The organism is Actinopolymorpha rutila (genome assembly GCF_013407855.1).
GTDB classification, from domain to species: Bacteria; Actinomycetota; Actinomycetes; order Propionibacteriales; family Actinopolymorphaceae; genus Actinopolymorpha; species Actinopolymorpha rutila.
Genome location: NZ_JACBZH010000001.1, coordinates 3,124,331 through 3,148,668, shown reverse-complemented (window position 1 = coordinate 3,148,668; position 24,338 = coordinate 3,124,331). Strand labels below are relative to the sequence as shown.

Annotated in this window: 24 protein-coding genes; 13 read left to right on the top strand and 11 right to left on the bottom strand. The window is 71.7% G+C overall.

Features of this window, described 5'->3' with window-relative positions:
• Positions 1-277 precede the first annotated feature (277 nt).
• Complete coding sequence (locus F4554_RS14030) at positions 278-676, bottom strand: universal stress protein (protein ID WP_179787793.1); 399 nt, start codon at positions 674-676, stop codon at positions 278-280.
• A gap of 170 nt (positions 677-846) precedes the next feature.
• Here F4554_RS14030 and F4554_RS14025 point away from each other — a divergent pair, with 170 nt between their 5' ends.
• Entirely contained in the window at positions 847-1,449 is a 603-nt protein-coding gene (locus F4554_RS14025) for a hypothetical protein (RefSeq protein WP_179787792.1), read from the top strand.
• A gap of 93 nt (positions 1,450-1,542) precedes the next feature.
• Here F4554_RS14025 and F4554_RS14020 read toward each other — a convergent pair whose 3' ends face one another.
• The 3 genes from F4554_RS14020 to F4554_RS14010 all read right to left on the bottom strand — a co-directional run bounded on the left by F4554_RS14020 (position 1,543) and on the right by F4554_RS14010 (position 4,864).
• Positions 1,543-1,887 (bottom strand): WhiB family transcriptional regulator, encoded by a 345-nt coding sequence (locus tag F4554_RS14020; RefSeq protein WP_179787791.1) that lies wholly within the window; start codon positions 1,885-1,887, stop codon positions 1,543-1,545.
• 386 nt (positions 1,888-2,273) lie between these two features.
• Positions 2,274-3,752, bottom strand: coding sequence for a glutamate-cysteine ligase family protein (locus F4554_RS14015; RefSeq protein WP_179787790.1), 1,479 nt, complete (start codon positions 3,750-3,752; stop codon positions 2,274-2,276).
• 137 nt (positions 3,753-3,889) lie between these two features.
• Positions 3,890-4,864 (bottom strand): DUF4192 domain-containing protein, encoded by a 975-nt coding sequence (locus F4554_RS14010; protein ID WP_179787789.1) that lies wholly within the window; start codon positions 4,862-4,864, stop codon positions 3,890-3,892.
• A 265-nt stretch (positions 4,865-5,129) separates the two neighbouring features.
• Between F4554_RS14010 and F4554_RS33610 the strand changes: the two genes are divergently transcribed.
• Together F4554_RS33610 and F4554_RS14000 are read left to right on the top strand one after the other, a co-directional pair.
• Entirely contained in the window at positions 5,130-6,491 is a 1,362-nt protein-coding gene (locus F4554_RS33610; protein WP_337796031.1) for a cytochrome P450, read from the top strand.
• 43 nt (positions 6,492-6,534) lie between these two features.
• Positions 6,535-8,019: a DNA polymerase IV gene (locus F4554_RS14000; protein ID WP_179787788.1), complete on the top strand. Its 1,485-nt coding sequence runs from the start codon at positions 6,535-6,537 to the stop codon at positions 8,017-8,019.
• Here F4554_RS14000 and F4554_RS13995 read toward each other — a convergent pair.
• From F4554_RS13995 to F4554_RS13985, 3 genes are all read right to left on the bottom strand, one after another.
• Positions 7,982-8,866 (bottom strand): hypothetical protein, encoded by an 885-nt coding sequence (locus F4554_RS13995; protein ID WP_179787787.1) that lies wholly within the window; start codon positions 8,864-8,866, stop codon positions 7,982-7,984. The genes F4554_RS14000 and F4554_RS13995 overlap by 38 nt on opposite strands.
• Positions 8,867-8,901: 35 nt before the next feature.
• Entirely contained in the window at positions 8,902-9,381 is a 480-nt protein-coding gene (locus F4554_RS13990) for a hypothetical protein (RefSeq protein WP_179787786.1), read from the bottom strand.
• Positions 9,382-9,691: 310 nt separating this feature from the next.
• On the bottom strand, positions 9,692-10,261 hold the full coding sequence (locus tag F4554_RS13985) for a hypothetical protein (RefSeq protein WP_179787785.1): 570 nt from the start codon (positions 10,259-10,261) through the stop codon (positions 9,692-9,694).
• Between the two features lie 168 nt (positions 10,262-10,429).
• Here F4554_RS13985 and F4554_RS13980 point away from each other — a divergent pair, with 168 nt between their 5' ends.
• The 5 genes from F4554_RS13980 (at position 10,430) to F4554_RS33060 (ending at position 15,256) form a co-directional block, all read left to right on the top strand.
• Entirely contained in the window at positions 10,430-10,945 is a 516-nt protein-coding gene (locus tag F4554_RS13980) for a hypothetical protein (protein ID WP_179787784.1), read from the top strand.
• 29 nt (positions 10,946-10,974) lie between these two features.
• Positions 10,975-11,262, top strand: coding sequence for an acylphosphatase (locus F4554_RS13975; RefSeq protein ID WP_179787783.1), 288 nt, complete (start codon positions 10,975-10,977; stop codon positions 11,260-11,262).
• A 65-nt stretch (positions 11,263-11,327) separates the two neighbouring features.
• A complete protein-coding gene (locus F4554_RS13970) occupies positions 11,328-12,008 on the top strand; it encodes a response regulator (RefSeq protein ID WP_179787782.1) in 681 nt (226 codons plus the stop codon).
• The gene (locus F4554_RS13965; protein WP_179787781.1) at positions 12,005-13,528 is read left to right on the top strand and encodes a sensor histidine kinase; all 1,524 of its coding nucleotides are present in this window, start codon (positions 12,005-12,007) and stop codon (positions 13,526-13,528) included. The genes F4554_RS13970 and F4554_RS13965 overlap by 4 nt, the downstream gene beginning before the upstream one ends.
• A 72-nt stretch (positions 13,529-13,600) precedes the next feature.
• Complete coding sequence (locus F4554_RS33060) at positions 13,601-15,256, top strand: S1C family serine protease (protein ID WP_179787779.1); 1,656 nt, start codon at positions 13,601-13,603, stop codon at positions 15,254-15,256.
• Positions 15,257-15,321: 65 nt separating this feature from the next.
• Here F4554_RS33060 and F4554_RS13950 read toward each other — a convergent pair whose 3' ends face one another.
• Positions 15,322-16,494: a quinone-dependent dihydroorotate dehydrogenase gene (locus F4554_RS13950; RefSeq protein ID WP_179787778.1), complete on the bottom strand. Its 1,173-nt coding sequence runs from the start codon at positions 16,492-16,494 to the stop codon at positions 15,322-15,324.
• Positions 16,495-16,648: 154 nt separating this feature from the next.
• Between F4554_RS13950 and F4554_RS13945 the strand changes: the two genes are divergently transcribed.
• The 3 genes from F4554_RS13945 (at position 16,649) to F4554_RS13935 (ending at position 20,768) form a co-directional block, all read left to right on the top strand.
• A complete protein-coding gene (locus F4554_RS13945) occupies positions 16,649-18,208 on the top strand; it encodes an ATP-dependent DNA ligase (RefSeq protein WP_179787777.1) in 1,560 nt (519 codons plus the stop codon).
• Between the two features lie 157 nt (positions 18,209-18,365).
• The gene (locus F4554_RS13940; protein ID WP_179791526.1) at positions 18,366-19,322 is read left to right on the top strand and encodes a sigma-70 family RNA polymerase sigma factor; all 957 of its coding nucleotides are present in this window, start codon (positions 18,366-18,368) and stop codon (positions 19,320-19,322) included.
• 258 nt (positions 19,323-19,580) lie between these two features.
• Positions 19,581-20,768, top strand: coding sequence for a carbohydrate kinase family protein (locus F4554_RS13935; RefSeq protein WP_179787776.1), 1,188 nt, complete (start codon positions 19,581-19,583; stop codon positions 20,766-20,768).
• Positions 20,769-20,857: 89 nt separating this feature from the next.
• Here F4554_RS13935 and F4554_RS13930 read toward each other — a convergent pair whose 3' ends face one another.
• The 3 genes from F4554_RS13930 to mgrA all read right to left on the bottom strand — a co-directional run bounded on the left by F4554_RS13930 (position 20,858) and on the right by mgrA (position 23,013).
• Entirely contained in the window at positions 20,858-21,334 is a 477-nt protein-coding gene (locus F4554_RS13930; RefSeq protein ID WP_179787775.1) for a lamin tail domain-containing protein, read from the bottom strand.
• Positions 21,335-21,725: 391 nt separating this feature from the next.
• A complete protein-coding gene (locus F4554_RS13925; protein WP_175542530.1) occupies positions 21,726-21,881 on the bottom strand; it encodes a hypothetical protein in 156 nt (51 codons plus the stop codon).
• 97 nt (positions 21,882-21,978) lie between these two features.
• Positions 21,979-23,013 (bottom strand): L-glyceraldehyde 3-phosphate reductase, encoded by a 1,035-nt coding sequence (gene mgrA / locus F4554_RS13920; RefSeq protein ID WP_179787774.1) that lies wholly within the window; start codon positions 23,011-23,013, stop codon positions 21,979-21,981.
• Between the two features lie 170 nt (positions 23,014-23,183).
• Between mgrA and F4554_RS13915 the strand changes: the two genes are divergently transcribed.
• On the top strand, positions 23,184-23,858 hold the full coding sequence (locus F4554_RS13915; RefSeq protein WP_179787773.1) for a GOLPH3/VPS74 family protein: 675 nt from the start codon (positions 23,184-23,186) through the stop codon (positions 23,856-23,858).
• A 10-nt stretch (positions 23,859-23,868) separates the two neighbouring features.
• Positions 23,869-24,294 (top strand): alternative ribosome rescue aminoacyl-tRNA hydrolase ArfB, encoded by a 426-nt coding sequence (arfB, locus tag F4554_RS13910; protein ID WP_179787772.1) that lies wholly within the window; start codon positions 23,869-23,871, stop codon positions 24,292-24,294.
• Positions 24,295-24,338 lie beyond the last annotated feature (44 nt).

The following is a 24,338-nucleotide window of genomic DNA, read 5'->3' as shown; positions in this document are numbered from 1 at the left end:
CTCGGCCAGATGCACGCACGGCACCTGGTAGGGATTATCAGGATGACTTTGTGGCACGAGTGCGCCTCACGCGGTCGGGCCCGGATGCTCGATGTTCCAGCATACGTCGGCCTCCAAATGACACATTTCCCCCGCACTCCCCGGGCCGTGGGTGCTCGCAGACTGTATGCCCGCGCCTCGGCACGGGAAATCCGCCCCGGGGTGACTCTGCTGGTGTGATGTCCGACAGACGGGGCGAGCAGGCGGGTGCCGACCGGCGGGATCGGCTCCGTGCTCCTCACACGTCGGGGTCTGCCTTGACCGCCAGCACCGGGCAGGACGCGTCCAGAAGAATTCGCTGGGCGTTGCTGCCCAGAATCAACTTTCCTACCGGCGAACGCCGGCGCAGACCGATCACGATGAAGTCTGCGGCCACCTCGTCGGCGACGGCGATCAGGTCCTCGGCCGGCTCGGCTCCCTGCCCCAGCTCGCGGTATTCGTAGCCCAGCCCGTGCGCGTCCAGCTCGGCCCGGACGCCGGCCACGGCCTCGTCGGCCTCCGGAGTGCCCTCGGAGCCTGCTCCCTGGGCATTCACGACGACGAGTCTGGCCTGGCGGAGCTTGGCCTCGGTGGCGGCACGGCGGAGGGCGGCACGGCCTTCCGGCTTGTCGACGTATCCGACGACGATCGCCGACATCGGGGCACCTCCGAGGACCGGGTGGGGCGGAACTGGATCAGGTTGTGCGACGGCTGGACCTTGGCCGTACGACGGCTGAACCAGCGATCTGTCCTGGTGCCGGACGCTACTACAGCGACGTTGTGGATGACGGCAACCGGGGATCATGGCGTACGGGCAAGGTTGCCACCATGACTCCCCCGTCGCCCGCAACGCCGCCATCCGCGCCGGTCCCGGACAGTTCGCGGCCGGGTTCTGCACACCCGGATCTGGCCAGACTGGTCACCGCGTTGGTGTGGATCCAGCGCGGGCAGACGCGCAGACGAGCGTTCGCGCCGACTGCTCGGGTCGTGCTGCTGGACTCCGTGGGAGCACCGGTCGGCGACCCCTCCACCAACCTGCTGGCGGCCGCAGCGGGAGAGCCCGACCATGCCCTGCGAGTCGACCTGGCCGTGGCCGGGCTGGACCAGGTGCTGTCCGGTGACGCGGGTGCCGAGGTGACGGTGGACCCGCACCGACCGCGGCCCCGTCGGCGAGCAGCCCTCGTGACCCTCCGGCCCGGCCCACTGGAGAGCCTCGACGGCGACCACGCCTGGTCGCGCGCATGGCTGGTCGCCTGCGAGATCGTGGGAGCGCTCCCGGATCCGGTCTACGTGGCGACCCGGATCGGATGGTTCGACCTGTCCGCACCATCCGCCCCGGTGGTCGTGCCGCGCCTTCGGGGCCCCGCGCACGGGACTTCGGCCGCGACCCGCGCTGACGAGACTGACGAGGCTGAGGGACTGAGGGGCTGAGGGCTGGGGCCGACGGGCTGACGGAGACGCGGTTGGTGGTTTGCCGGACCGGTGTTGCGGGTCGCGGGCCGGTGAGTACTCGAAGGTCCGGGGTCAGGACGACTGGTCGACGGCCGCGAGCCGCCTTCGGCTCGGCACCTCGGCGCTCGACCGGCGAGCGGCGGAACGCGACGACTCGGTGGTGCCGCCCCAGACGCCGTAGGGCTCAGGACGCTTCAGGGCGTGCTTCTGGCAGGGTGTGCGCACGGGGCACCGGTCACAGATGGCAACGGCGCGGCCCTCGCGGACCAGCCGTTCGTGCTGGGACTCCCTTTCGGGTCCGTAGAAGAGTTCGGACGGCTCGTCACCGCATGCCGCTTGTTCGTGCCACTCCAGGAACGGCTCGACGACGATGAGACGGCGGCCGCCTGGACGAGTTGATCGCTGTCTGATGGGCATGGTCACCTCCTTCTCCGAGTTGTGACGTCTCACAACACTCGACGGTTGCCTGCCCGGGAGATCTCGTCGATTTTCTGTGCGCAGCACAAAATCGGAGTACGCGAAGACGGTGGTGGCCGCTCACACACCGGACCGCCGGCCCCGAATCACCGACCGGCCCCGTGCGCGGATACGGCGGGGACGGGGCGAGGCGGGACGGGGTCAGGGCATGTTGCGAACCTCGGTCGGCCCGTACGGCAGTCGCCGACTGGGCGGTGACCTCAGCGGCCGGGGCGGCGGACGAGCGAGCCGGCCGCGACTCGCCCGACCGGTACGTCAGGGGAACGATCAGGGCGTACGTCTGCCGAACCGGACGTGAGCTTCTCGGAGTCCGGGTGAGGTAGCCGTCAGTCGATCGGCCAGGTGTGCACGGGTGCGTTGGAACGCATGTGCTCGACGTACCGGGTGGTCATCGCCCGCAGAGCGTCCAGCCGGGAGAGTCCGCTGCCGTCGTAGAGCCGGTGGAACACCGCCGCCTGCCACTCCGCGCCGTTTCGGCCCGTCCGGCACCGCTGCTCGATCACGCCGAGCAACCGGTCGCGGTCAGCGGGATCGACGCCCCAACGGTCCAGGCCCTCGTACGCCAGCGGCAACAGCGTGTCCAGGGTGAGCTCGGCCGCGCCGACCTCGCCCAGTCCGGGCCAGTACAGCCGGGCGCCGATGCCCTCGCGAGCGCCGCGCAGGAAGTTGTCCTCGGCTGCTTCGAAGGAAAGCCGTGACCACACCGGTTGCTCGTCCGCGGCCAGTCGCCGGACGAGGCCGAAGTAGAACGCGGCGTTCGCCATCGTGTCGATGACGGTCGGCCCGGCCGGCAGGATGCGGTTTTCGATCCGCAGGTGCGGGCGGCCGTCGGCAACGTCGTAGACCGGGCGGTTCCAGCGGTAGATGGTGCCGCTGTGCAGGGAGAGTTCGGCGAGTCGCGGGGTGCCGCCCTGGTCGAGGACCTCCAGCGGGTCCTCGTCGTCGAGGTCGGGCAGCAGCGGCGAGAAGTAGCGCTGGTTCTCCTCGAAGAGGTCGGTCACGGACTCGAGCCAGCGTTCGCCGAACCACACCCGCGGCCGGACGCCCTGCTCGGTCAGTTCGACGCTGCGGGTGTCGATCGACTGCTCGAACAGCTTGATCCGGGTCTCGCGCCACAACTCCTTCTGGAACAGGAACGGCGAGTTGGCGCACACGGCCACCTGCGGGCCCGCGATGGCCTGGGCGGCGTTCCAGTAGACGGGGAAGGCGCCCTCGCTGACCTCCACGTGCAGCTGGGTGCTCGTGCACGCCGACTCCGGCACCACCGAGTCGGAGGTCAGCTCGAGCTTCTCGATACCTTCGAGGCCGATGTGGATGTTCTCTCCGCGCTCGGCGATGATCTGCTCGTTGAGCAGCCGGTACCGCACCTTCGGTGAAAGCGTCTCCGCGCCCATGTGGTCCGGGGTGACCGTCGGGAGGATCCCGACCATCACCACCTCCGGGCCGACGGCCCTGGCCTTGGCGCCGGCCGTGTCCAGGCGGGCCAGCAGGTCGTCCTCGAACTCCCGCAGCGCGCTGCCGCGAAGCCGGCGCGGCTCGACGTTGATCTCCACGTTGTACTGCGCGAGCTCGGTCTGGAACGACTCGTCGTCGATCGCGGCCAGAACCTCGCTGTTGGTGAGAGACGGATCACCGCGCTCGTCGACCAGGTTGAACTCGATCTCGAACCCGGTGAAGGGCCGGCGTACCTCGAATCGGCCTTCCTCGGACATTCGGACGAACGCGCGCAGACATCTCCGCAGCTTGTCGCGGAACAACGCCCGGTCCTCAGGGCTGAAAGAGCGGGGCTTGATGTCCTGGCCCATCGATTTCCTCTCCCAAGGGGGCCGGCCTCGCCGGAGCCTCGTACCGAAACCTATCTGCCGCTGGGACCTGCCGCGCACCCAGGAGCGCGAACCCCCGTCGGGCGTGGGCGGGGCAGCGGGAACGTCGCCCGGGACGCTCATGGCCCGACCGAGGGCGGCTCCCACGCCTCTGGCGGGATGCCGCACCGCAGGACCTGCTCGATCAACCGCGCCATGGAGTAGTCGGGGTCGACGGAGTGGACCCGCTCGAGGGCACAGCGGGCCAGCGCTCCCTGTCCCTGCAGCCAGGCGGCGAACGCCAGCAGCGCCGCGGGCGCGACGTCGTGGGGCGGGACGGTCCGCCGGACGACATCGGACCAGAACTCGACATGGCGGTCCGCAGACTCCCTAGTGATCTGTGACCAGAATTCGTCTCGTACGGCGACATCGCCCACCTCGACGGCGACCCGCGCCACATCCTCGTCGGTGAGCCGGTCACCCGCTCCGGCCCTGGCGAACAGCCCGGCCGCCACGCCGGCTCCCGCCGGAACGGCCGACCCGGCGGACACCACCCGCGCCACAGCCAGCTCGGCGGCCTCCCGCGCGGCGCCCGCCGGCGGTGCGACCGTGCGACGGAACTCCTCCTGCCCGGCGAGCGCGACCTCTCCCCTGTAGATCGACCGTGCGGTCAGGGGATGGGAGGCGAGGTCATAGGGCTTCCCCTCCGGCGGGCAGCACGCGGGGTCGGCGCAGACGTCGGACCACCAGCGGCGCCCGTCGGCGACGATGGCGTCCAGGACGGTCACGTCCACGTCGGCGAACGCCGTGACCGCAGCCCGCAGGGCCGGGGTGGCCCGCGCTCTCGAGGCGGTGTAGGCGACCAGGAGGCAGTACCGAACCTCGCGGCCGAAGACCAGGCACGCCAGCCTGTCACCCGCGGCTCGCAGCTCCTGCGGGGTGAGATCCGGCTCGGGCAGGTCGGCCCGGGCGGTGAGGGTCAGCTCACGGTCCTCGTCGAAGGTCAGGGTGACCAGGCTCTCCTCCGGATGGAACCCCACGAGGAACGGGATCTTGGCGAGGACGTCCTCCGGGCCACGCAACGTGAGCCGGTCGGTACCGGTTGGTGTGCTCATGCCGTCGAGCGTGTCAGCGGCGAGGCGGCCTCGGCGCGGTCAGCGACCGCCCTGGGGACAGCCGCGCCGATCCAGCGGCTGTGGACGAGAACCCGGCAGCCGCCGGCCGGGAGGGTCCGGGTGTTCCGTCACTGGCCCGGCCCGCTCACGGGAGATGCGGGCCGCACGCTTTCGGTTCCGGCCGGAGTTCGTCAACACTGGGCAGCACGAACTCACCCCTTTTCCGACGTTCGGCGGGTGGGACGGCAGACGGGGAGACCATCGCGTGGACCGCAGTCCGGACACACACGCCACCCACGACACGCAGGCCGCGCAGGCCGCGCAGGACAGCCGCACCGTGTACGACCCGGACACCTACGCGCGGCGGATGCCGTACCAGGAGCTGGGCCGGCTCCGCGAGGCGGCCGCGGTGTCCTGGGTCGACGAGACCGCGACCGGGGCCCGGGCCGCAGGACCCGGCTACTGGGCGGTGTGGCGGCACGCGGAGGTCAGGGCGGTGCTGCGCGACCCGCGGCTGTTCAGCTCGCACCTCGGCGCCACCCAGATCCGCGACCCGTCGTCCGCGGACCTGGCCTACGTGCGGCGGATGATGCTCAACATGGACCCGCCGGAACACTCCAGGCTGCGCGGCCTGCTGACCCGGGCGTTCACGCCGCGTACCGTCGCGCGGCTGGGGCAGCGCATCGACGCACGGGCACGTGATCTGGTCGCCGGCATCGACCCCGGCGAGGTCACCGACTTCGTCCCGGTGGCGGGCGAGCTCCCCGTGTGGACGCTCGCCGAGGTGCTCGGCGTGCCCGCGTCCGACAGGTACCTGCTCTTCGACTGGGCCAACCGGGTGATCGGGTACCAGGATCCCGACTACGCCGCCAGCGACCTCGCCTCCAGCCGTTCCGGTGCCACCCCGATGGCCGGAGCGGCGCTGTCGGTGCCCCCGCGTCCCGGCTCGGACGGCACTATGCCCGACCCGCGCACCCGTGCCGGCATCCCCGACCTGTACGCCTACGCACACGAGCTGGCCGCCTTCAAGCGCACCCACCCCGGTGACGACGTGGTGTCCATCCTGCTGGCCCAGGTCGACGACGCGGGCGGGCGAGTCGGCGTCGAGGAGTTCGAGAACCTGTTCTGGCTGTTCGCGGTCGCCGGCAACGAGACGCTGCGCAACGGCGTTCCCGGCGGAATGGCCGGCCTGCTGGCGCACCCGGAGCAGTGGCTCCGGCTGGTCGGTGACCGGGCGCTGCTCGAGCCGGCCGCCGAGGAGATGCTGCGCTGGTGGACACCGGTCATCCACTTCCGGCGTACCGCCACCGCCGACACCACCCTCGGCGGTGTCCGGATCGGTGCCGGCGACAAGGTGGTGGTGTACTTCGCCAGCGCCAACCGCGATCCCCGGGCCTTCGACCGGCCGGACGCCTTCGACGTCGGCCGACGGCCCAACGACCACCTCGCGTTCGGCCACGGCCCGCACTTCTGCCTGGGCTCGGCGCTCGGCCGGCGGCAGATCACCGCGATGTACGCCGCCCTGCTCGACCGTTTCGCCACCGCCGAACCGGCCGGGGATCTGGTACGCCTGCGCTCGAACTTCCAGAACGGCCTGAAGCACCTGCCCGTGGTGTTCACGCCCTGACCGGGCCGGCCCGGCTGTCCTCGCGGGTTGGCAGGATGGCGGAGTGCGCAGCGTGCCCAGCATCGTCCACCTCGACCTCGACGCGTTCTTCGCCGCGGTCGAGCAGCGCGACAAGCCCTCGCTGCGCGGCAAGCCGGTCATCGTGGGCGGGGTGGGCACCCGCGGCGTGGTGGCCACCGCGTCCTACGAGGCGCGGGTGTTCGGGGTCCGGTCGGCCATGCGCACCGCCGAGGCCAGGGCACGCTGCCCGCACGCGGCGTACCTCACCGGCCGGTTCGCCGCCTACCGGATCACCAGCCGGGCGGTGATGGCCGTACTCCGGGAGATCTCTCCGCTGGTCGAGCCGGTCTCCCTGGACGAGGCCTACGTCGACCTGGCCGGCGACGCGACCCGCGACCTGTCCACGGCCGGCGTCGAGGAGCTGGCCACGGCGCTGAAGGAGCGGGTACGCGAGGTCACCGGCGGGGTCACCGCCTCCGTCGGGGCGGGCACGTCCAAGCTCGTCGCCAAGATCGCCAGCGACCTGCGCAAACCCGACGGCCTGCTGGTCGTCGAGCCCGGCACCGAGACCGACCTGCTCCATCCGATGCCGGTGGGCCGGATCCCCGGCGTCGGCCCGGCCACCGCCGAGCGGCTCCGCCGGATCGGCGTACACACGGTGGGCGAACTCGCCCGTGCCGGCGAGCCCGACCTGGTGGCGGCGCTGGGCCAGGCGCACGGGCACGGGCTCGCCCGGCTCGCGATGGCCGAGGACGACCGGGCCGTGGTTCCGCTGCGGGAGTCGAAGTCGATCAGCGCCGAGGACACCTTCGAACACGACATCGTCGACCCGGCCCTGCTGGCGGCCATCATCGACCGGCTCGGCACGAGAGTGTCCGAACGCCTGACCCGCGAACGCCTGTCCGGGCGGACCGTGACGGTGAAGATCAGGCTGTTCGACTTCACCACCTACACACGGTCGGCGACGCTGGCCGGGCCGACCGACGACGTCCGGGTGGTCAACCGGCTCGCCCGCCGCCTGCTGGCCGAGGTGGACACCTCCGCAGGAGTACGCCTGCTCGGCGTCGGGGTGTCCGGCCTCGCCGACTGGGTGCAGGAGGACCTGTTCGGCTCGGCTGCCGACGTGGACCTGGTGGACCCCCGCCCCAGGGGTGCCTCCGACGTCGAATTGGTGGAGGCGGTGGGCCGACCGCCGGCCGCCCGGGAGCACCGGACGGCCCCGACGGGGCCTGGCACCGGGGACGGACCCGGGGACGGACCCACGAGTGAACAGCGGGTCCCTCGCGAGCCGGAGCCGCCCCGCTGGGCGCCGGGCCAGGACGTCATCCACACTGCACACGGCCCGGGCTGGGTGTGGGGTACGGGTCTGCGCCGGGTCACCGTGCGGTTCGAGACCGCCGCGACCGGGCCGGGGCCGGTGCGCACCTTCGCGACCGACGACCCCGACCTCGCCCCCTACACCCCGCTCACCTGGGACCCGGGCCTGCGGGTCAGTCCGAAAGCACGTCCTGCTTCTCCAGCACGGTGACCGGCGCCGGCCGGCCACGGGGCACCGTGACGGGGCCGAACGTCTGCTGCCCCTCGCCCGGCACCTCGAACCGCCCGCTCCACTGCACGTCGACGCTGACCGTGTAGCGGCCCGGCTTCTCGAACGGGTGCGTGACGTACGCGTCCTGCGGCACCGAGTCCGCGTACTTCTGCCCGGGCTTGTCGGTGTGGGTGGCCGCACTGCCGTCGCCCCAGTGCCAGTCGAACCCGGTCGCCTCGGCCGTCACGTGGATCACGCGGCCGGAACCGTCCGGCACGTAGCGGTCGGCGTCGTAGTCGACCGTCTGGTTGGCATAGAAGATGGTCGGGAAGTTGATCAGCGTGTGGCCGTTGCCCGGACTGACCCCCACGTTGGACTTCGGCAGCCAGCCGTTGACCAGCCAGCGCTCGACCTGTTGCGGCGTCACCGGCGGGGGCGGGTTGTTGGGGTTGGTGGCGCCGGAGCAGCCGGTCCGCACGAGCTCCCACGGGCCGTTCTGATCCCACTGGACGTAGTAGCGCATCATGATGCCCTTTTCGCCACGCGTCTTGCAGGCCTGCGCGGCGTTCATGCACATCGCGTTCGGGTCGCCCGGCGGCGGCCCGTTGACCATGCACGCGGGAGTGGCATAGGTGTCGTACGGCTGCTTCGGCGCAGGGCCCGGGTTGCCCGGCCCACCAGGACCGTCAGGGCCTCCGGGACCGCCCGGTCCGCCGGGGTCACCGCCGCCGCAGTGCCACTTCCCGTCGGTCCCGATCCCGCATTCGGCATAGGCGGTTCCGGTGAGCACCGGACCAGCGAGCAGGGTGATGCCCAGCGCGAGCACCAGGGTGCAGGCCAACCGCATCGCCGCACCCCCGCGGCGACCGCCTTCCGGCGGTCTCAGTTGACGACGAGGTTCTTGACCGTCCACCGGCCCTGTCCCTTCGCGAGCGTGAAGTCGAACAACATCAGGCGGCCCGGATCCGGCTCGGGACTCGCGCCGCGCTTGGAGACGACCTTGTGCGGGTTGACCTTGACGTAGGCGGACAGCTTCACCGGGTTGGTCCCGGTGGGCTTGCCGACCTCGGTGACGTGCCAGTTCGCGTCGCCGACGTAGGAACCGCCATCGGCATGGAACGTCGCGAGTGACTTCGCGGTGCTCTGGCAGAAGTCGCAGCCAGGCGCGCTCATCGCCCGCATCCGGGCGACATCGCCGTTGCCGACTGCCTGGTTGGCCGCGGCGATGTACTGGCGGACGAAGGCGGCGGGCTTCGCGGCTGTGGTGGGAGAGGGAGAAGCGGTCGGCGTCGCCGTCGCGGTGGGCGTGCTCGACTTCTTCGAGAGATCGGACGGTTGCGGAGAGTTGCCACCGCATCCCATGAGAACAGTCAGTCCGGCGGCACCAACCACCAACCCCGCTATGACGCGTCGCACGACTACCCGCCCAACCGACTGCGCAGCAACCGGCAGACACTCGCCCACCTGACCGGGCAGCGCCTGCGCACGTAGAACATCCGGAAGGTACCACCTAAATCGGACACGGTGAAGGTCGATCGGTGGGGAGGGCGCCAGGAGGATCCGGGGCAGAGATTACGTCCACCCGGCGAGACGGACAGCCACGTTGAGTTAACGGAAATGGTCGAACGCGTTCTGTCGCGAGCGCCGAGTGCGCGGACGAAACGCGCCGGTGTCAGCTCGCGAGCGGGCGTACGGACAGGGAGTTGGCCGACATCTCGATCAGCGTCAGCTGCCCGGACCACTCACTGCACACCACCGCCGCGCCGTCGAGCACGTGGTCGAAGCCGAATTCACCGAACCACCCCGCCCGGTCCCCGGGATCCCTGCTCGCCACCGCGTCGGCGCGCAGGAAGTGGTCGCAGAGGTACGCCAGCCAGGACGCCGCCTCCTCCGGCGGCGATCCGTCACCGAACGCGGGCTCGAACACCGGCACCAGGGCGCGACCGCCGTCGGACAGGCGCCACGGGCACCACAGGCCCGGCTGGCCCGGCGCCGGCACGACGTAACGGGTGAGGTCCAGCCCGGGATCCAGGCATTCGGCGAGCGGGTTGCCGGGGACGGCGTACGGGCCGTCGGGGCGTTGCCAGCGACGGGACTCGGTGAACGCGGCCAGATACTCGAACTCCTCCGCGCCCAGGGGCGGCTCGACGAGCACGCGCCCGACGATGCGGAACGCCTCCGGTCCATCCGGAGCCATGTCGCCCGTCCCGGCCTTCCCGACCGTGCCGCTGCCACGCTTCATCCGTCGTCGCTCCTCCGCGCTGGGTCCGGTTGATCGGGACTACCTCAGGACTAGGCCGTCACCCCGCGAGCATGCCGAAGATCGACACGGCGTGCGACCGGTCATCCACAGGGCGCCACCTGTGGACAACCACGGCGCGCCACGACGCGTGCACGGCACGCTGTGCCGATGACCCCCGTCACCGACCACGAGCCGGCCGTTCCGGCGCCGGACACCGCCCCGGGCACCGCCTCGGAAACCCCTTCGGACTCCGCTCTCACTCGCGGAACCGCGCGCGACCCCGCCACGCTGCTGCGCCGGCTCGGCCGGCACGTCCCGTTCGGCACCGACCGCGTACTGGTCGGCGTGGTCCGCCTCTCCCGTGGCTACGTCGAACGCGCCGGCTGGTGCGCGGCGGCCACCGGCCCGGTGCCCGCCGCCGACCTGCACGCGGCCGTTCTCGCCTGCCTGGCCCCACTGGCTCCACCACGACCGGCCATCCCGCCCACCCACGCGGTGGCGATGGTGCGCTGCCGCCGCGGCCGGGTGGTCTGGCTGCCCACGGACGACGCGTGGGTGTCCGCGCTGGCCGCGGAGGCCGGGCGGCACCGGCTGCCGGTCGCCGAGACGTTCCTGCTCACCGAGCACGGCTGGCGCTGCCGGACGGGCGCCGCGGCAGGCTCGGTTCCGGCCCTGACCGCCTGAGTGCCGGTCCGGCAGGGCAAGCTGGTCCCATGTCCGCTTCGGTCCCCTCGGCCCGGGTCCGCGTCGTCGTCCACGGCGCCGTCCAGGGCGTCTTCTTCCGCGACACCTGCCGGCGCACCGCCGGCAGGCGCCACGTCGCCGGGTGGGTACGCAACCGCCCCGACGGTTCGGTGGAGGCCGCCTTCGAGGGCGGTCACGACCAGGTGCGCGCACTGGTCGACTGGTGCCGGTCCGGCCCGCCGGCGGCGAGGGTCGACAAGGTGGAGGAGTTTCCCGAACCGCCCGAAGGCCTCACCGGGTTCGAGATCCGCCGTTGACCTCGGCGGCCGTGTCGTGAGCGCGCACTCAGCCTCTGTTCAGGTGCGCGGGGCAGACTGATCTCGTGCGTATTCTCGTGGTGGACGACGACCAGGGTGTCCGTGACTCCCTGCGGCGATCCCTGGTCTTCAACGGCTACGACGTCGACCTCGCCGAGAACGGCGAGCAGGCGCTCCGCCGGGTCGCGGCGTCCAGTCCCGACGCGGTGGTGCTGGACGTGATGATGCCCCGGCTCGACGGGATCGCCACCTGCCGCGCGCTTCGTGCCACCGGCAACGACGTGCCGGTTCTCGTGCTCACCGCGAGGGATGCCGTCGCCGACCGGGTGGCGGGCCTCGACGCGGGCGCCGACGACTATCTCAGCAAGCCGTTCGCGCTGGAGGAGCTGCTGGCCCGGCTGCGCGCGCTGATGCGCCGCTCCACCCCGGGCGCGGACAGTTCGGTGCTGTCGTACGCCGACCTCACCCTCGACCCGGCGACGCGGGAAGTACGCCGCGCCGACCGGGAGATCAGCCTGACCCGCACGGAGTTCTCCCTGCTCGAACTCTTCCTGCGCCACCCCCGGCAGGTGCTGGAGCGGTCCCAGATCCTCGAGGAGGTCTGGGGGTTCGACTTCCCCACCTCCGCCAACTCCCTCGAGGTGTACGTCGGGTACCTCCGCCGCAAGACCGAGGCCGACGACGAGTCCCGGCTGCTGCACACCGTGCGTGGCGTGGGCTACGTACTCCGCGACACCCCACCATGAGCCGGAACGACCCGAGAACACCTTTCGCCGGCGGCGGTGGCGGCGCCCCGGAGGGAGCCGCGGCGCGGACGACGGCCCAGAACCGCCTGCGCTCGGTCAGCCTGCGCAACCGGGTCGGCCTGCTGGCGGCGTTCGGGGTGGGGATCATCGTGGTCCTCATCTCGCTCGCGGCGTACATCACCGTGCGGGTGTCCCTGCTCGACCAGGTGGACGCCAACCTGCTCGACCGCGCCCGCGCCGCGGCGGCGGGTCCGCTTGCCGAGCAGGGATTTCTCGCCCGGGTGCCGTCGGAGGCGCTCGGCGCGGCCGACGTCCGGATCGCGCTGCTCAGCGCGACCGACAGATACATCTCCGCGAACGACCACGCGGGCAACCCGATCGCTCCGCCGCTCGGTGCGCCGGAGCGGGCCGTGGCGAGGGGTCAAGCACCCGAGAGCGTGCGCACCGCGGCGATGGGCGGCCAGAGCTACCGCGTGGTGGCGGTGCCGGCCGGACGCGGACCGGGCTGGGCGCTCGTTCTCAGCCAGTCACGTGCCGGCACAGAGGACCTCCTGTCCCGGCTCGGGTTCGTCCTGTTCCTGGTCGGTGCGGGTGGAGTCGCCGTCGCTGCGTACGCCGGGGTCGCCGTCGCCCGGACCGGCCTGCGCCCGGTAGAGCGGCTCACCGCCGGCGCCGAACACGTCGCCCGCACCGGTGAGCTGCGCCCCATCCCGGTCCAGGGCGACGACGAACTCGCCCGGCTGGCGCACGCTTTCAACTCGATGCTGTCCGCGCTGGCCGCGGCCCGTGCCCGCGAGCGCCGGCTGATCGCCGACGCCGGCCACGAGTTGCGTACCCCTCTCACCAGCCTGCGGACCAACCTCGACCTGCTCGCCCAGAGCGAGGACCGCCCCGGGCTATCCCGGGAGGACCGGCTCGCGCTGATGGCCGACGTACGCGCCCAGATGGCCGAGCTGTCCGTCCTGGTCGGCGACCTGGTGGAGCTGTCCCGCGAGGACCCGCCCGCCACCGCGCACGCACCGGTCGACCTCGCCGATGTCGTGGCCGGCGCCGCCGAGCGGGTACGCCGCCGGGCTCCCGCCGTGCGTTTCGACGTCGAGACGCAGCCGTGGACGGTCTTCGGTGACGCCCAGGCGCTGGAGCGGGCGGTGACCAACCTGCTCGACAACGCCGCGAAGTGGAGCCCGCCGAACGCCACCGTGACGGTGCGCCTACGCGGCGGAGTCCTCACCGTGGCCGACCAGGGTCCAGGAATCGCCGAATCCGACGCTCCGCACGTCTTCGAGCGTTTCTACCGGTCCACCGAGGCGCGGACGATGCCGGGATCGGGCCTCGGCCTGGCGATCGTCAAGCAGGCCGCCGACCGGCACGGGGGTACGGTCAGCGTCGGGCGCAGCCGGCACGGTGGGACGCTGATGACTCTCGCCCTGCCCGGGATGAACGCGCCGGCGCAGACCCCACCTGTTCACCCGACCCCGCAGAGCCCGCCACATGTCGACCAGCCCCGCCGCAACCGCTGACGCCAACGTTTCTTCGCCCGCTCACGGGGGGCTCTCAGTCGGCTCTCAGCTATCGGGACAAACCTAGGGACTATGAACGAGACGACACCCACGTCGGGTCAGCCGGACCGCACCGACAGGACGGCTCCCGCATCCCCCGCGCAAGAGCCGGCTGCCGCGCGCCCGGACGGCCAGCCGGTCTCGTCCACGGGCGGACGCGAGGACACCACGCCCCTGCCCCCGCCGTACGCGAGCCAGACCCAGGGCGGCCCGCCCCAGGGTGAGTCCCAGGGCGGCCAGCCCCAGGGCGGCAACGCCGAGGGCACTCAGACGCAGGGTGGCCAGACGCAGGGCGGCCCGTCGTACGGACAGTCGTTCGCCGGGCACACCGCGTACGGCCCGAATCCCTACGGCCAGGCGTACGGCCCCTCCGCCCAGCCCGGCTCCTACGCCGGCTCCTACTCCGGTGGTTTCGGCGAGCCGCCCACCGACCAGGGCCGGACGACCGGAACCGGCTCGGGCCGCCCGCGGCGGCGCTCCGCCGTCGGGGTCGCCGCCCTCGCCCTCGTCGCCGGACTGCTCGGCGGCGGAGTCGGAGCGGCCGCGACCGACTACCTCGGTCATGACCAGGCCAGCAGCTCCTCGACCGCGCTGGACGAGCAGTCGCCGCATTCACAGAACGCCGCCTCGGCCCCGGTGGGCAGCGTGCAGCAGGTGGCCAACAAGGTGCTGCCGAGCGTGGTGTCGATCACGATCTCGACCTCGCAGGGCACCGGCAACGGCAGCGGCATCGTCCTCAGCGACGACGGCCTGATCCTCACCAACAACCACGTCGCCGCGGCGGGCAGCCAGGGCGGCCAGCTCAGCGTGACGTTCAGCGACGGAAAGACCGTGAAGGCGACCGTCGTCGGCACCGACCCGACCACCGACCTCGCCGTGATCCGGGCCGACCGCAAGTCGGGCCTGCATCCCGCCCAGCTCGGCCGGTCCTCCGACCTGAACGTAGGCCAGAACGTCGTGGCGATCGGGTCTCCCCTCGGCCTGTCGGGCACCGTGACCTCCGGCATCGTCAGCGCGCTGGACCGCCCCGTGCGCAGCAGCGACTCCGGCAGCGACCAGTCCAGCTCCAACACTGTCATCGACGCGATCCAGACCGACGCGGCGATCAACCCCGGCAACTCCGGCGGCGCGCTGGTCAACATGTCCGGCCAGGTGGTGGGCATCAACAGCGCGATCGCGACGCTTGGCAGCTCCATGGGCGGGCAGAGCGGCAACATCGGCGTCGGCTTCGCCATCCCGATCGACGAGGCCAGGCCGATCGCGAAGGAGCTCATCGCCAACGGCCGCGCCGAACACGCCCAGCTCGGCGTCTCGGTCACCGCGACCTCCGGCAACACCGGCGTGAGCAGCGGCGCCTCGCTGCAGGCGGTGAACGCGGGCGGCGCGGCCAGCACCGCGGGCCTGCGCAAGGGCGACGTCATCACCAAGGTGGACCAGCGCCAGATCTCCGACCCGGACAGCCTGATCGCGGCGGTTCGTTCCTACCGGCCCGGCGACAAGGTGACGGTGACCTACGTCCGGGGCGGCAAGTCGCACACCGCCGACGTGACGTTGGGGACCGACGGCGGCAAGACCCAGCAGCCGCAGCAGAACCAGCAACAGGACCAGAACAACCAGAACCCGAACGACCCGAACAACGGACAGGGCAACGACAACGGCAACGGACTGCCCTTCCCCTGGTCCCGCTGAGCTCCCGGGGCCGCCACCTCGAACCCCCGGCGGCGGCCCCTCCGGTCACTCCCTTCCGGAGCGACTCAGCGGTGTGCCCCCGGGCCCGGACGGCCGGACGTGCCTACGGCTTCTGCGACGGAGCTGTAGCCGGCCGCCCTGGCTCGGCGGGCTATCTCCCGGTGGACCTTCCGCGGCCAGGCCGGCCCGCCGTAGATGAAACCGGTGTACGCCTGCACCAGGGTCGCGCCCGCACGGATGCGTTCCCACGCGTCGTCGGCGTTCTCGATGCCACCGACCGCCACCAGCACCAGCCGGTCACCCACCCGCGCGTGCAGGCGGCGGATCACCTCCAGGGCGCGCTCCTTCAGCGGCGCGCCGGACAGCCCGCCTGCTCCGAGCTCGGTGACCTCCGCGGCGTCGGTGCGCAGACCGTCGCGGGCGATCGTGGTGTTGGTGGCGATGATGCCGTCCAGTCCGAGGTCGAGCGCCAGGTCGGCCACCGCGTCCACGTCGGCGTCACTCAGGTCGGGCGCGATCTTCACCAGCAGCGGCACCCGCCTCGGCTCGGGTGCGCCGGCGTGACCTGCCTGGGCTGCCTGCGGCGCCTCGTCCAGGGTCTGGCGTACGGCGGCCAGCAGAGGACGCAGCCTCTCCACCGCCTGCAGGTCACGTAGGCCGGGCGTGTTGGGCGAGCTGACGTTGACCACGAGGTAGTCGGCGTACGGCGCCAGCCGCCGGGCGCCGGCCACGTAGTCGCCGACGGCCTCGGCCTCGGGGACCACCTTCGTCTTGCCGATGTTGACGCCGACGTACGCCGTCCGGCGCCGACTGCCCGCCCGGCCGCCTTCCACCCGCCGGCGCAGCCGTTCCGCCGCGGCCGCCGCTCCGTGGTTGTTGAAGCCCATCCGGTTCACCAGGGCCCGGTCTGCGGGCAGCCGGAACATCCGCGGCCGTGGGTTGCCCGGCTGGGCCTGGGCGGTGACCGTACCGACCTCGACGTACGCGAAACCCAGCGCGGTCAGCCCGTCCACGCCCTCCGCGTCCTTGTCGAACCCCGCCGCGAGGCCAAGGGGCCCCGGCAGGTCCATCCCGAGCGTTCGCACCCTCAGCACCGGGTCGGCCGGACCGAGGACGCGCCGCATCCCGGCACCCAGCCCGGGCACGGCACCGGCGAACCGGATGGCCGCGAACGCCAGCCGGTGAGCGGTCTCGGCCGGGATGTGCTGGAGCACTCTTCTGTACAGCAGTTCGTACATGTCGGTCCCGGCGTCTCCGTCCCGGCTCGTGTGCTGTGCTCTGCGTCTGTGCTCTGCGTCCGGCCCTCGACCGCACCAGTGCGAGCGCGGTTGACGGCGTGCGGTCGTGCCGCCTGTCGGTGGTCTTGTCGGTGGTCGCCGCCAGAATGCTTTCATGCTCCTCGACGACCTCGCGCAGGCCTCCGCGGCCGTCTCCGGCACGTCCTCACGGCTGGAGAAGGTCCGCCGGATCGCCGACTGCCTGCGGGCAGCCGACCCCGACGAGGTGCCGTTGGTGGTGTCCTACCTCGCCGGTGAGCTCCGCCAGCGCCGCACCGGCGTGGGCTACGCCGCCCTGCGCGACCTGCCCTCTCCGGCAGACCGGCCGACACTCGGCGTGAGCGAGGTCGACGCCGCGTTCGCCGAGATCTCGGAGGTGGCGGGCAGCGGATCCCAACAGCGCCGGCGCGACCTGCTCACCGCCTTGTGGGCGCGGGCGACCGGCGCCGAGCAGCGCCTGCTCGCAGGCCTGGTGACCGGCGAACTCCGGCAGGGCGCGCTGGACGGTGTGATGGTCGACGCGGTGATCCGGGCCAGTGACCTGCCCGCGGCACAGGTGCGCCGGGCGATCATGGTCGCCGGCGCGATCGCCCCGGTGGCCCGGGCGGCCGTCGCCGGCGGTGGCGACGTCGCCGTGCTCGACGCGTTCCGGCTGGAGGTGGGCCGGCCACTGCGGCCGATGCTCGCCTCCCCCGCTCCCGGCGTGGCCGAGGCTCTCGACAAGCTGGCCGGGCCGGCGGCACTGGAGTGGAAGCTCGACGGGATTCGCATCCAGGTGCACCGGGCCGGAGACGTCGTACGCATCTTCACCCGCACCCTGGACGACGTGACCGACCGGCTGCCCGAGGTCGTCGCCACGGTGCGTGCCCTGCCGGCCACGTCGCTCGTCCTCGACGGCGAAGTGCTCGCCTTGGACGAGGCCCGGCGGCCCCGGCCGTTCCAGGTCACCGCCAGCCGGGTCGGTTCGCGCACCGACACCGGGCAGTCACGGGCCAGGGTGCCGCTGAACGCGTTCTTCTTCGACGTCCTGCACCACGACGGCACCGACCTGCTCACCGCGCCGGGTGCGGAGCGATGGTCGGTGCTGGAGAGCGTCCTTCCGGACGAGCTGGTCGTGCCGCGCCTGGTCACCGCCGATCCGGACGAGGCGGGTGAGTTCTTCGCCGACGCCGTACGCCGCGGTCATGAGGGCGTGGTGGTCAAGTCGCTGATCGCGCCCTACGACGCCGGCCGACGGGGATCGGCGTGGATCAAGGTCAAGCCGAGGCACACCCTCGACCTGGTAGTGCTGGCCGTCGAGTGGGGGCACGGACGGCGCACCGGTCTCCTCTCCAATCTCCACCTCGGCGCCCGTGATCCGGAGACCGGCGGGTTCGTGATGCTGGGCAAGACGTTCAAGGGCCTCACCGACGAGTTGCTGCGGTGGCAGACCGAGCGGCTGCTGGAGCTGGAGACGCACCGTGACCGCTGGACGGTCCACGTGCGGCCGGAGCTGGTGGTCGAGATCGCCTTCGACGGCATCCAGACCTCGTCCCGCTATCCGGGAGGGATGGCGTTGCGATTTGCGCGGGTGCTGCGCTACCGCGAGGACAAGCCCGCCGCGGAGGCGGACACCGTGCAGACCGTACGCGACATCCACACCGGATTCGGCACGAACGACACGAAAACCCCGTGACCGGGGCGAAGCCGGCGATGTCCTCGCGATGAACACTCCCCGTGTCGGGAATTCGTCCGACCGTCCGGGACGTTGACCTGGGTGAGCGAGATCTCGGGCGTCTCACGGGCCTGCCACCGGGTCCGCGTCCCGAGCCGGGAGGGAAGTTATCTTGCCAGTGCGCCGCCGCCACGCCGAAGACCTCGTCGAAGATCGCGACCTCGTTGGTCGCTACCTCGACGAGATCTCGCGAACGCCGCTGCTCGACGCGGCGCAGGAAGTCGAGCTCGCGAAGGCCATCGAGGCCGGTCAGTTTGCCGAGCAACTCCTCGACGGAACCCGCACCGGAATTCCGGCGCAGAGGTCGGCCGGTGGGACGTTCGACGAGCTGACCTGGATCAGCGACGAAGGCCGCCGGGCCAAGCGTCACTTCCTCGAGGCCAACCTTCGCCTGGTCGTCTCCATCGCGCGCCGTTACGGACGATCCGGGCTGCCGCTGCTCGACCTGGTGCAGGAGGGCAACACCGGCCTGATCCGCGCGATCGAGAAGTTCGACTACACCAAGGGTTACAAGTTCTCCACCTACGCCACGTGGTGGATCCGCCAGGCCATCACGCGAGGAATCGCCCAGCAGGCGCGGGTCGTCCGGCTTCCGGTGCATGTGGTCGAGGACCTGAACGCCCTCGGCGCTGCCCGCCGCGCGCTGGAGCGTGAGCTCGGCCGCGATCCCGAGACCGCGGAGCTCGCCGCCCAGCTCGGTGTCGGGGAGCACCGGGTGGAGGAGCTGGTCAGCTGGGGACGCGACCACGTGTCCCTGGACGTCACCGTCGACGACGACGGCGAGACCTCACTCGGCGACCTGGTCGCCCGTGACGTCATGCCGGGCCCGGACGAGACGGTGGTCGCCGCCGAGTCCAGCTCGCGGCTCGCCGCGCTGATCGAGACGCTCGACAGCCGGTCCGCGGAGATCGTCCGGTTGCGGTACGGCCTCGACGACGGCCGCCCGTGGAAGCTCGCGGAGATCGCCGACCGGTTCGGACTCTCCCGCGAGCGGGTCCGCCAGCTCGAGCGCGACGCTCTGCACCGCCTCCGCAAGATCGCCGAGCCCGACCTGGTGGGACCCAACGCGGCCTGACCCTCCGTAGTCAGCTCTGCCCACGGCTCGAAGCAGCCCTGGCCCCCGTGCCCCGGACGACCCGGTCGTCCGGGGCACGACCATGTCCGCGCGGCCATGCGACCGGCGCCGGAACTCCCGCGGGCCCCGAACATTGTCCTGACATCCGTACGACTGACCGCCCCCGGACAGCCGGCGCCGCCGGTTCGCGCGCTACGGTAAGTCCCCACATCCGTTTGCGCGGAGAAGAACGCCCGGAGAAGAACGAGGGAGACACCCATGGACACGGCGGAAGGCAGGCCGGGTCCGGACGCGGCCACCCACCCCACCGGCCCCAACGGCCCGACCACCCCGTGGGAGCTGGGCCGGGTCGTCGGCCGAGGGCCGGCTCACGACCCGCTGGCCGCCGTACGCCGCCCCGACGACCCGCCGTTCGACGTCTTCCTGTCCGGCACGGTGTTCCTCGACATCATCTTCACCGGCCTGGCCGGCCCGCCCACCAGCGGAACCGAGATCTACACCGACGGCATGGGCTGCTCCCCCGGAGGCGTCGCCAACCTCGCGATCGCGCTGTCCCGGCTCGGGCTGCGCACCTCCCTCGCCGCGGCGTTCGGTCACGACGTGTACGGCACGTTCTGCCGGCGCACCCTCGAGCAGCAGGAGGACGTCGACCTGACGGCGTCGCGGGAGTTCCCCCACTGGCACTCGCCGGTCACGGTGTCCCTCGCCTACCAGGCCGACCGCAGCCTGATCACCCACGCGCACGAGCCGCCGCTGTCCGCCGACGAGATGATCGCCCACAGCGGGCTGCCGCGCAGCCGGGCCTGCTTCGTCGACCTCGCCCCGGAGATGGAGGACTGGACCCGCAAGGCGGCCGCCGAGGGCACCAGGGTCTTCGCCGACACCGGCTGGGACCCGACCGAGCAGTGGTCGCAGGAGCTGCTGGAGCGCCTCAACGCCTGCTACGCGTTCATGCCCAACACGCCGGAGGCCCTCGCCTACACCCGCACCGACACCCCCGAGGCCGCCCTCGCCAAGCTCGGCGACCTGGTCCCGGTGGCGGTGGTCACCCGGGGCAGCAAGGGTGCGCTGGCGGTCGACAACGAGACCGGGGAACACGCCGACGTGCCCGCGCTGCCGGTGGAGGCCATGGACGCGACCGGCGCCGGCGACGTCTTCGCCGCGGGGTTCGTCACCTCCACGCTGGCCGGCTGGCCGTTGCTGCACCGGCTGCGGTTCGCCAACCTGTGCGCCGCGCTGTCCGTACAGCACTTCGGCGGCTCGCTGTCGGCGCCGGGCTGGGCCGACATCGCCGGCTGGTGGCAGGTGGCCAAGCGGGTGCCGGGCCTCGGTGACGTCGCCAAGGACTACGCGTTCCTCGACGAGGTGGTGCCGCACGACCCGGTCGGCGCGGTACGCCGGGCCAGCGCGACCATCGGCTTCCAGACCGACGGCGTCGAGCCGTAAGCCGAAACCCCAAGCGGAGCTGGAAACCGAGCTGGAAAAGAGTCTGCCCGCCGGGCGGTGAACCGGCGGGCAGACGTTCGTGACGGGCGTCAGCAGTTGGTCGCGCCGCTGCCGCTCCGGGTCCAGCGGCAGGTGTCCTGGGTCGCGCCCGAACCCGACCGCAACGTGGCCGTGTCGCCGGTGTTGTTCCAGATGTAGGCACGCGAACCCCAGTAGCGGTGGCTCGCGGTGTTGGTGCCTTGCCCGGTGTGCAGGGTGACCGAGGTGCCTCGCTTCAGCGTGAAGCTGCCGAAGGTGTACACGTGGCGCTGCGCGTCGCGCACCGTCCACCCGCGCAGGTTGACCGAGGTCGTACCGATGTTGCGGACCACGACGTACTCCGCGTTCAGGCTCTTGTTGCTGCGGTTGTCGGTGCCGGGCGAGTCGTACTGGATCTTGCCGAAGCGGATCACGGTGGCCGCGTCCGCGCTGCCCACGAACGGCCCCGGGGCGCTCAGCACCGCCACGCCCGTCATCGCCACACTCAGCGCCGCCACGAAGGCGGCCACGGTCGACCGAAGTCGCATCTGGATTGTCCCCCCATTGGACCTGCCGGCGTCACGCGCCGGCGAGAAGAACCCACGGAGCTCGTACGGACGAGAGCCCTCGGGGTTCGCGTCGAACCGGACCGATGCCGGTGCCTGAGCTCAGGACGCTAGGGCGACGATGGCAAAGGAACGTCAACTCCGGCCTGCGCACCGGTTCGCTCCGTGGCCGCGGCGCGGCCACGGAGGACGGAACGCGGGCCGCGGAAGTCGGACCGTGAAGGACGGACGGTGGAGGACAGTGAACGCGACGACGCGGTGGCAACGACCAGATGTCGTCACCACCGCGTCCGTACGCCGCCTGGGTGCCACCCGTGACGGCGGGCACCTCCTACCGCGTCCGCTGAGCCTTCAGGTGGTCCTCGCGCTCACGTCAGCTTGCGGAGTTGCGCTTGACCCACCCCCACGCAGCCGTGGCGAGGAACAGCACGAGGGCGACGAAGCCCAACCACAGCAGGCCCTTGACCAGGAAGCCGAGGATGCTGAGTACCAGCCAGACGATCGCGATGATCAACAGGATCCGAAGCATGGTTACCTCCCTGTCGCACAGCCTATGCCCGGCAGCAGACCCAGGCGCTTCGGCGACATCCCCGAGCCGACCCCGAATCCTCCCTGAGAAACACCGGTCAGGAGGTCTCGATCCGGCTGGACCTCGCCCACAGGTTGATCCCGGCCTCCACCGCGTGCTTGTCGATCTCGTCCAGCTCGGCCTCGGTGAAATCGAGCCGGTTCAGCGCGGCCACGTTGTCCTCGAGCTGGCCGATGCTGCTCGCACCGACGAGGACCGACGTCATCCTCGGGTCGCGCAGTGCCCACGCCAACGCCATCTGGGCCAGCGACTGGCCCCGGCGCTGAGCGATCGCGTTCAGGGCGCGGATGTGGCCGAGGTTCTTCTCCGACAGCTGGTCCGGTGACAGCGACTTGCCCTGCGAGGCCCGCGAGCCCTCCGGAATGCCGTTGAGGTACTTGTCGGTGAGCATCCCCTGCGCCAGCGGGGAGAAGGCGATGCAGCCCGACCCGGCCTCCTCCAGCGAGTCCAGCAGCGCCTCCTCGATCCAGCGGTTGAGCATGCTGTAGGAGGGCTGGTGGATGAGCAGCGGCGTGCCGAGGTCCGCGAGGATCGCGGCGGCCCTGCGGGTGTCCTCCGGGGAGTACGACGAGATCCCGGCGTACAACGCCTTGCCCTGGCGCACCGCCGTGTCCAGCGCGCCCATCGTCTCCTCCAGCGGAGTCTCCGGGTCGAACCGGTGAGAGTAGAAGACGTCGACGTAGTCCAGGCCCATCCGCGAAAGGCTCTGGTCCAGGCTGGCGAGGAGGTACTTGCGCGATCCCCACTCGCCGTACGGGCCCGGCCACATGAGGTAGCCCGCCTTGGTGGAGATGACGAGTTCGTCGCGATAGGGCGTGAAGTCCTGCTTGAACAGCTTCCCGAAGTTGAGCTCGGCCGACCCTGCCGGCGGGCCGTAGTTGTTGGCCAGGTCGAAGTGGTTGATCCCGAGGTCGAAGGCCCGCCTGAGGATGCCCTGCTGCCGTTCCAGCGGCACGTCGTCACCGAAGTTGTGCCACAGCCCGAGTGAGACGGCAGGCAGGTGCAGGCCGCTCGCACCGGAGCGGCGGTACTGCATCGTGTCGTAACGGTCGTCGGCAGCGTTGTATCCCATGTCCGCGGAGTCTTCCACGCCCGCCTGACGGCCCGACGGCGAGCTACCGGTGGTGGCCACCGCACCTCCTATGCTGGGGGCGACCCTGACTCGATCAGCACGACTGGTCACGAACCGGCACTGACCGCGAGCCGGCACTACCCATCACGACCCAGACGGGGGGCCTGACCATGCTCCTGGCGGAGGACCTGCTGCTGTTGCTCCTGGACGACAGCACCGGACGGCCGGTGACCGACGGCACCAAACTCGACCACGCCCTCGCCGGCGCGGTCCTGCTCGAGCTGACGCTGCGGGGGAAGGTCGACGTCGCGGGTCCGGGCGAGGACGTGCGCAAGGGACGGCTGGTCGTACGCGACGAGAGCCCGACGGGCGAGCCGGTCCTCGACCGGGGCCTGTCGATCCTGGACGACCGGGAGGGCAGCAAGCCCGCGAACGTCCTCGGCAAACTCGCCAAGGGCCTGCGGGAACGCCTGCTGGCAGGCCTCGCCGACCGTGGCGTACTCCGGCAGGAGAAGGGCCGGGTGCTCGGGATCTTCCCGACCACGCGCTGGCCCGCCGAGGACTCCTCGCACGAGAACTCCGTGCGCGCCACGTTGTCGGGCGTGCTGGTCCAGGGCCTCACCCCGGACGCCCGGACCGGTGCGCTGGTGTCGCTGCTGGCGGCGATCGACGTCGTGCCGAAGGTCGTCGACGCCCCCGACCGGCGCGCGGTCCGGCGGCGGGCCAGGGAGATCTCCGAAGGTGCCTGGGCCGCGGACGCGGTGAAGAAGGCGGTCGCCGCGGTGAACGCCGCCACGATGGCCGCTGTCACGGCCGCCACCGCCTCCTCGACGGCGACGAACTGAGGGAACGCTGATGGCGCCGGGCTCCCTGCGGGTAGGACCGCTCGACCTCGACCCGGGCGAGCTGACCTGGCGGTTCTCCCGAGCCGGCGGTCCCGGCGGGCAGGGAGTCAACACCACCGACTCCCGGTCGAGCGTGTCGTTCGACCTGGCGCGGTCGCCCGCGCTGAGCGAGACGGCCCGAGCACGCGCCACGGCCCGGCTCGGTGACCGGCTGGTGGACGGCGTCCTCACCGTCACCGCGTCCGAGCACCGGTCCCAGCTGGCCAACCGGCGCGCGGCGCTGGCCCGGCTGGGGATGCTGCTGGAGCAGGCACTCGCGCCCCCGCCGAAGGCACGCCGGCGTACCCGCCCGTCCCGCGGCTCGGTGGAGCGCCGGCTCTCGTCGAAGAAGCGGCAGAGCGACGTCAAGCGGATGCGCCGCCGGCCCGACTACTGACGGCCCGACTACTGACGGGCCGACTACTGACGGGCCGACTGCTG

Bases quoted from the DNA above. Each gene is read 5' to 3' on its own strand.
- F4554_RS13945 (WP_179787777.1), top strand. From the start codon at position 16,649: ATGCTCCTCGACGACCTCGCGCAGGCCTCCGCGGCCGTCTCCGGCACG.
- F4554_RS33060 (WP_179787779.1), top strand. From the start codon at position 13,601: ATGAACGAGACGACACCCACGTCGGGTCAGCCGGACCGCACCGACAGG.
- F4554_RS13965 (WP_179787781.1), top strand. From the start codon at position 12,005: ATGAGCCGGAACGACCCGAGAACACCTTTCGCCGGCGGCGGTGGCGGC.
- F4554_RS14015 (WP_179787790.1), bottom strand. From the start codon at position 3,752: ATGGGCCAGGACATCAAGCCCCGCTCTTTCAGCCCTGAGGACCGGGCG.
- F4554_RS14010 (WP_179787789.1), bottom strand. From the start codon at position 4,864: ATGAGCACACCAACCGGTACCGACCGGCTCACGTTGCGTGGCCCGGAG.
- F4554_RS13985 (WP_179787785.1), bottom strand. From the start codon at position 10,261: ATGAAGCGTGGCAGCGGCACGGTCGGGAAGGCCGGGACGGGCGACATG.
- F4554_RS13930 (WP_179787775.1), bottom strand. From the start codon at position 21,334: ATGCGACTTCGGTCGACCGTGGCCGCCTTCGTGGCGGCGCTGAGTGTG.
- F4554_RS13925 (WP_175542530.1), bottom strand. From the start codon at position 21,881: ATGCTTCGGATCCTGTTGATCATCGCGATCGTCTGGCTGGTACTCAGC.
- arfB (WP_179787772.1), top strand. From the start codon at position 23,869: ATGGCGCCGGGCTCCCTGCGGGTAGGACCGCTCGACCTCGACCCGGGC.
- F4554_RS14025 (WP_179787792.1), top strand. From the start codon at position 847: ATGACTCCCCCGTCGCCCGCAACGCCGCCATCCGCGCCGGTCCCGGAC.
- F4554_RS13995 (WP_179787787.1), bottom strand. From the start codon at position 8,866: ATGCGGTTGGCCTGCACCCTGGTGCTCGCGCTGGGCATCACCCTGCTC.
- F4554_RS13935 (WP_179787776.1), top strand. From the start codon at position 19,581: ATGGACACGGCGGAAGGCAGGCCGGGTCCGGACGCGGCCACCCACCCC.
- F4554_RS13950 (WP_179787778.1), bottom strand. From the start codon at position 16,494: ATGTACGAACTGCTGTACAGAAGAGTGCTCCAGCACATCCCGGCCGAG.
- F4554_RS14030 (WP_179787793.1), bottom strand. From the start codon at position 676: ATGTCGGCGATCGTCGTCGGATACGTCGACAAGCCGGAAGGCCGTGCC.
- F4554_RS13915 (WP_179787773.1), top strand. From the start codon at position 23,184: ATGCTCCTGGCGGAGGACCTGCTGCTGTTGCTCCTGGACGACAGCACC.
- F4554_RS13975 (WP_179787783.1), top strand. From the start codon at position 10,975: ATGTCCGCTTCGGTCCCCTCGGCCCGGGTCCGCGTCGTCGTCCACGGC.
- F4554_RS13990 (WP_179787786.1), bottom strand. From the start codon at position 9,381: ATGGGATGCGGTGGCAACTCTCCGCAACCGTCCGATCTCTCGAAGAAG.
- F4554_RS13980 (WP_179787784.1), top strand. From the start codon at position 10,430: ATGACCCCCGTCACCGACCACGAGCCGGCCGTTCCGGCGCCGGACACC.
- F4554_RS14020 (WP_179787791.1), bottom strand. From the start codon at position 1,887: ATGCCCATCAGACAGCGATCAACTCGTCCAGGCGGCCGCCGTCTCATC.
- mgrA (WP_179787774.1), bottom strand. From the start codon at position 23,013: ATGGGATACAACGCTGCCGACGACCGTTACGACACGATGCAGTACCGC.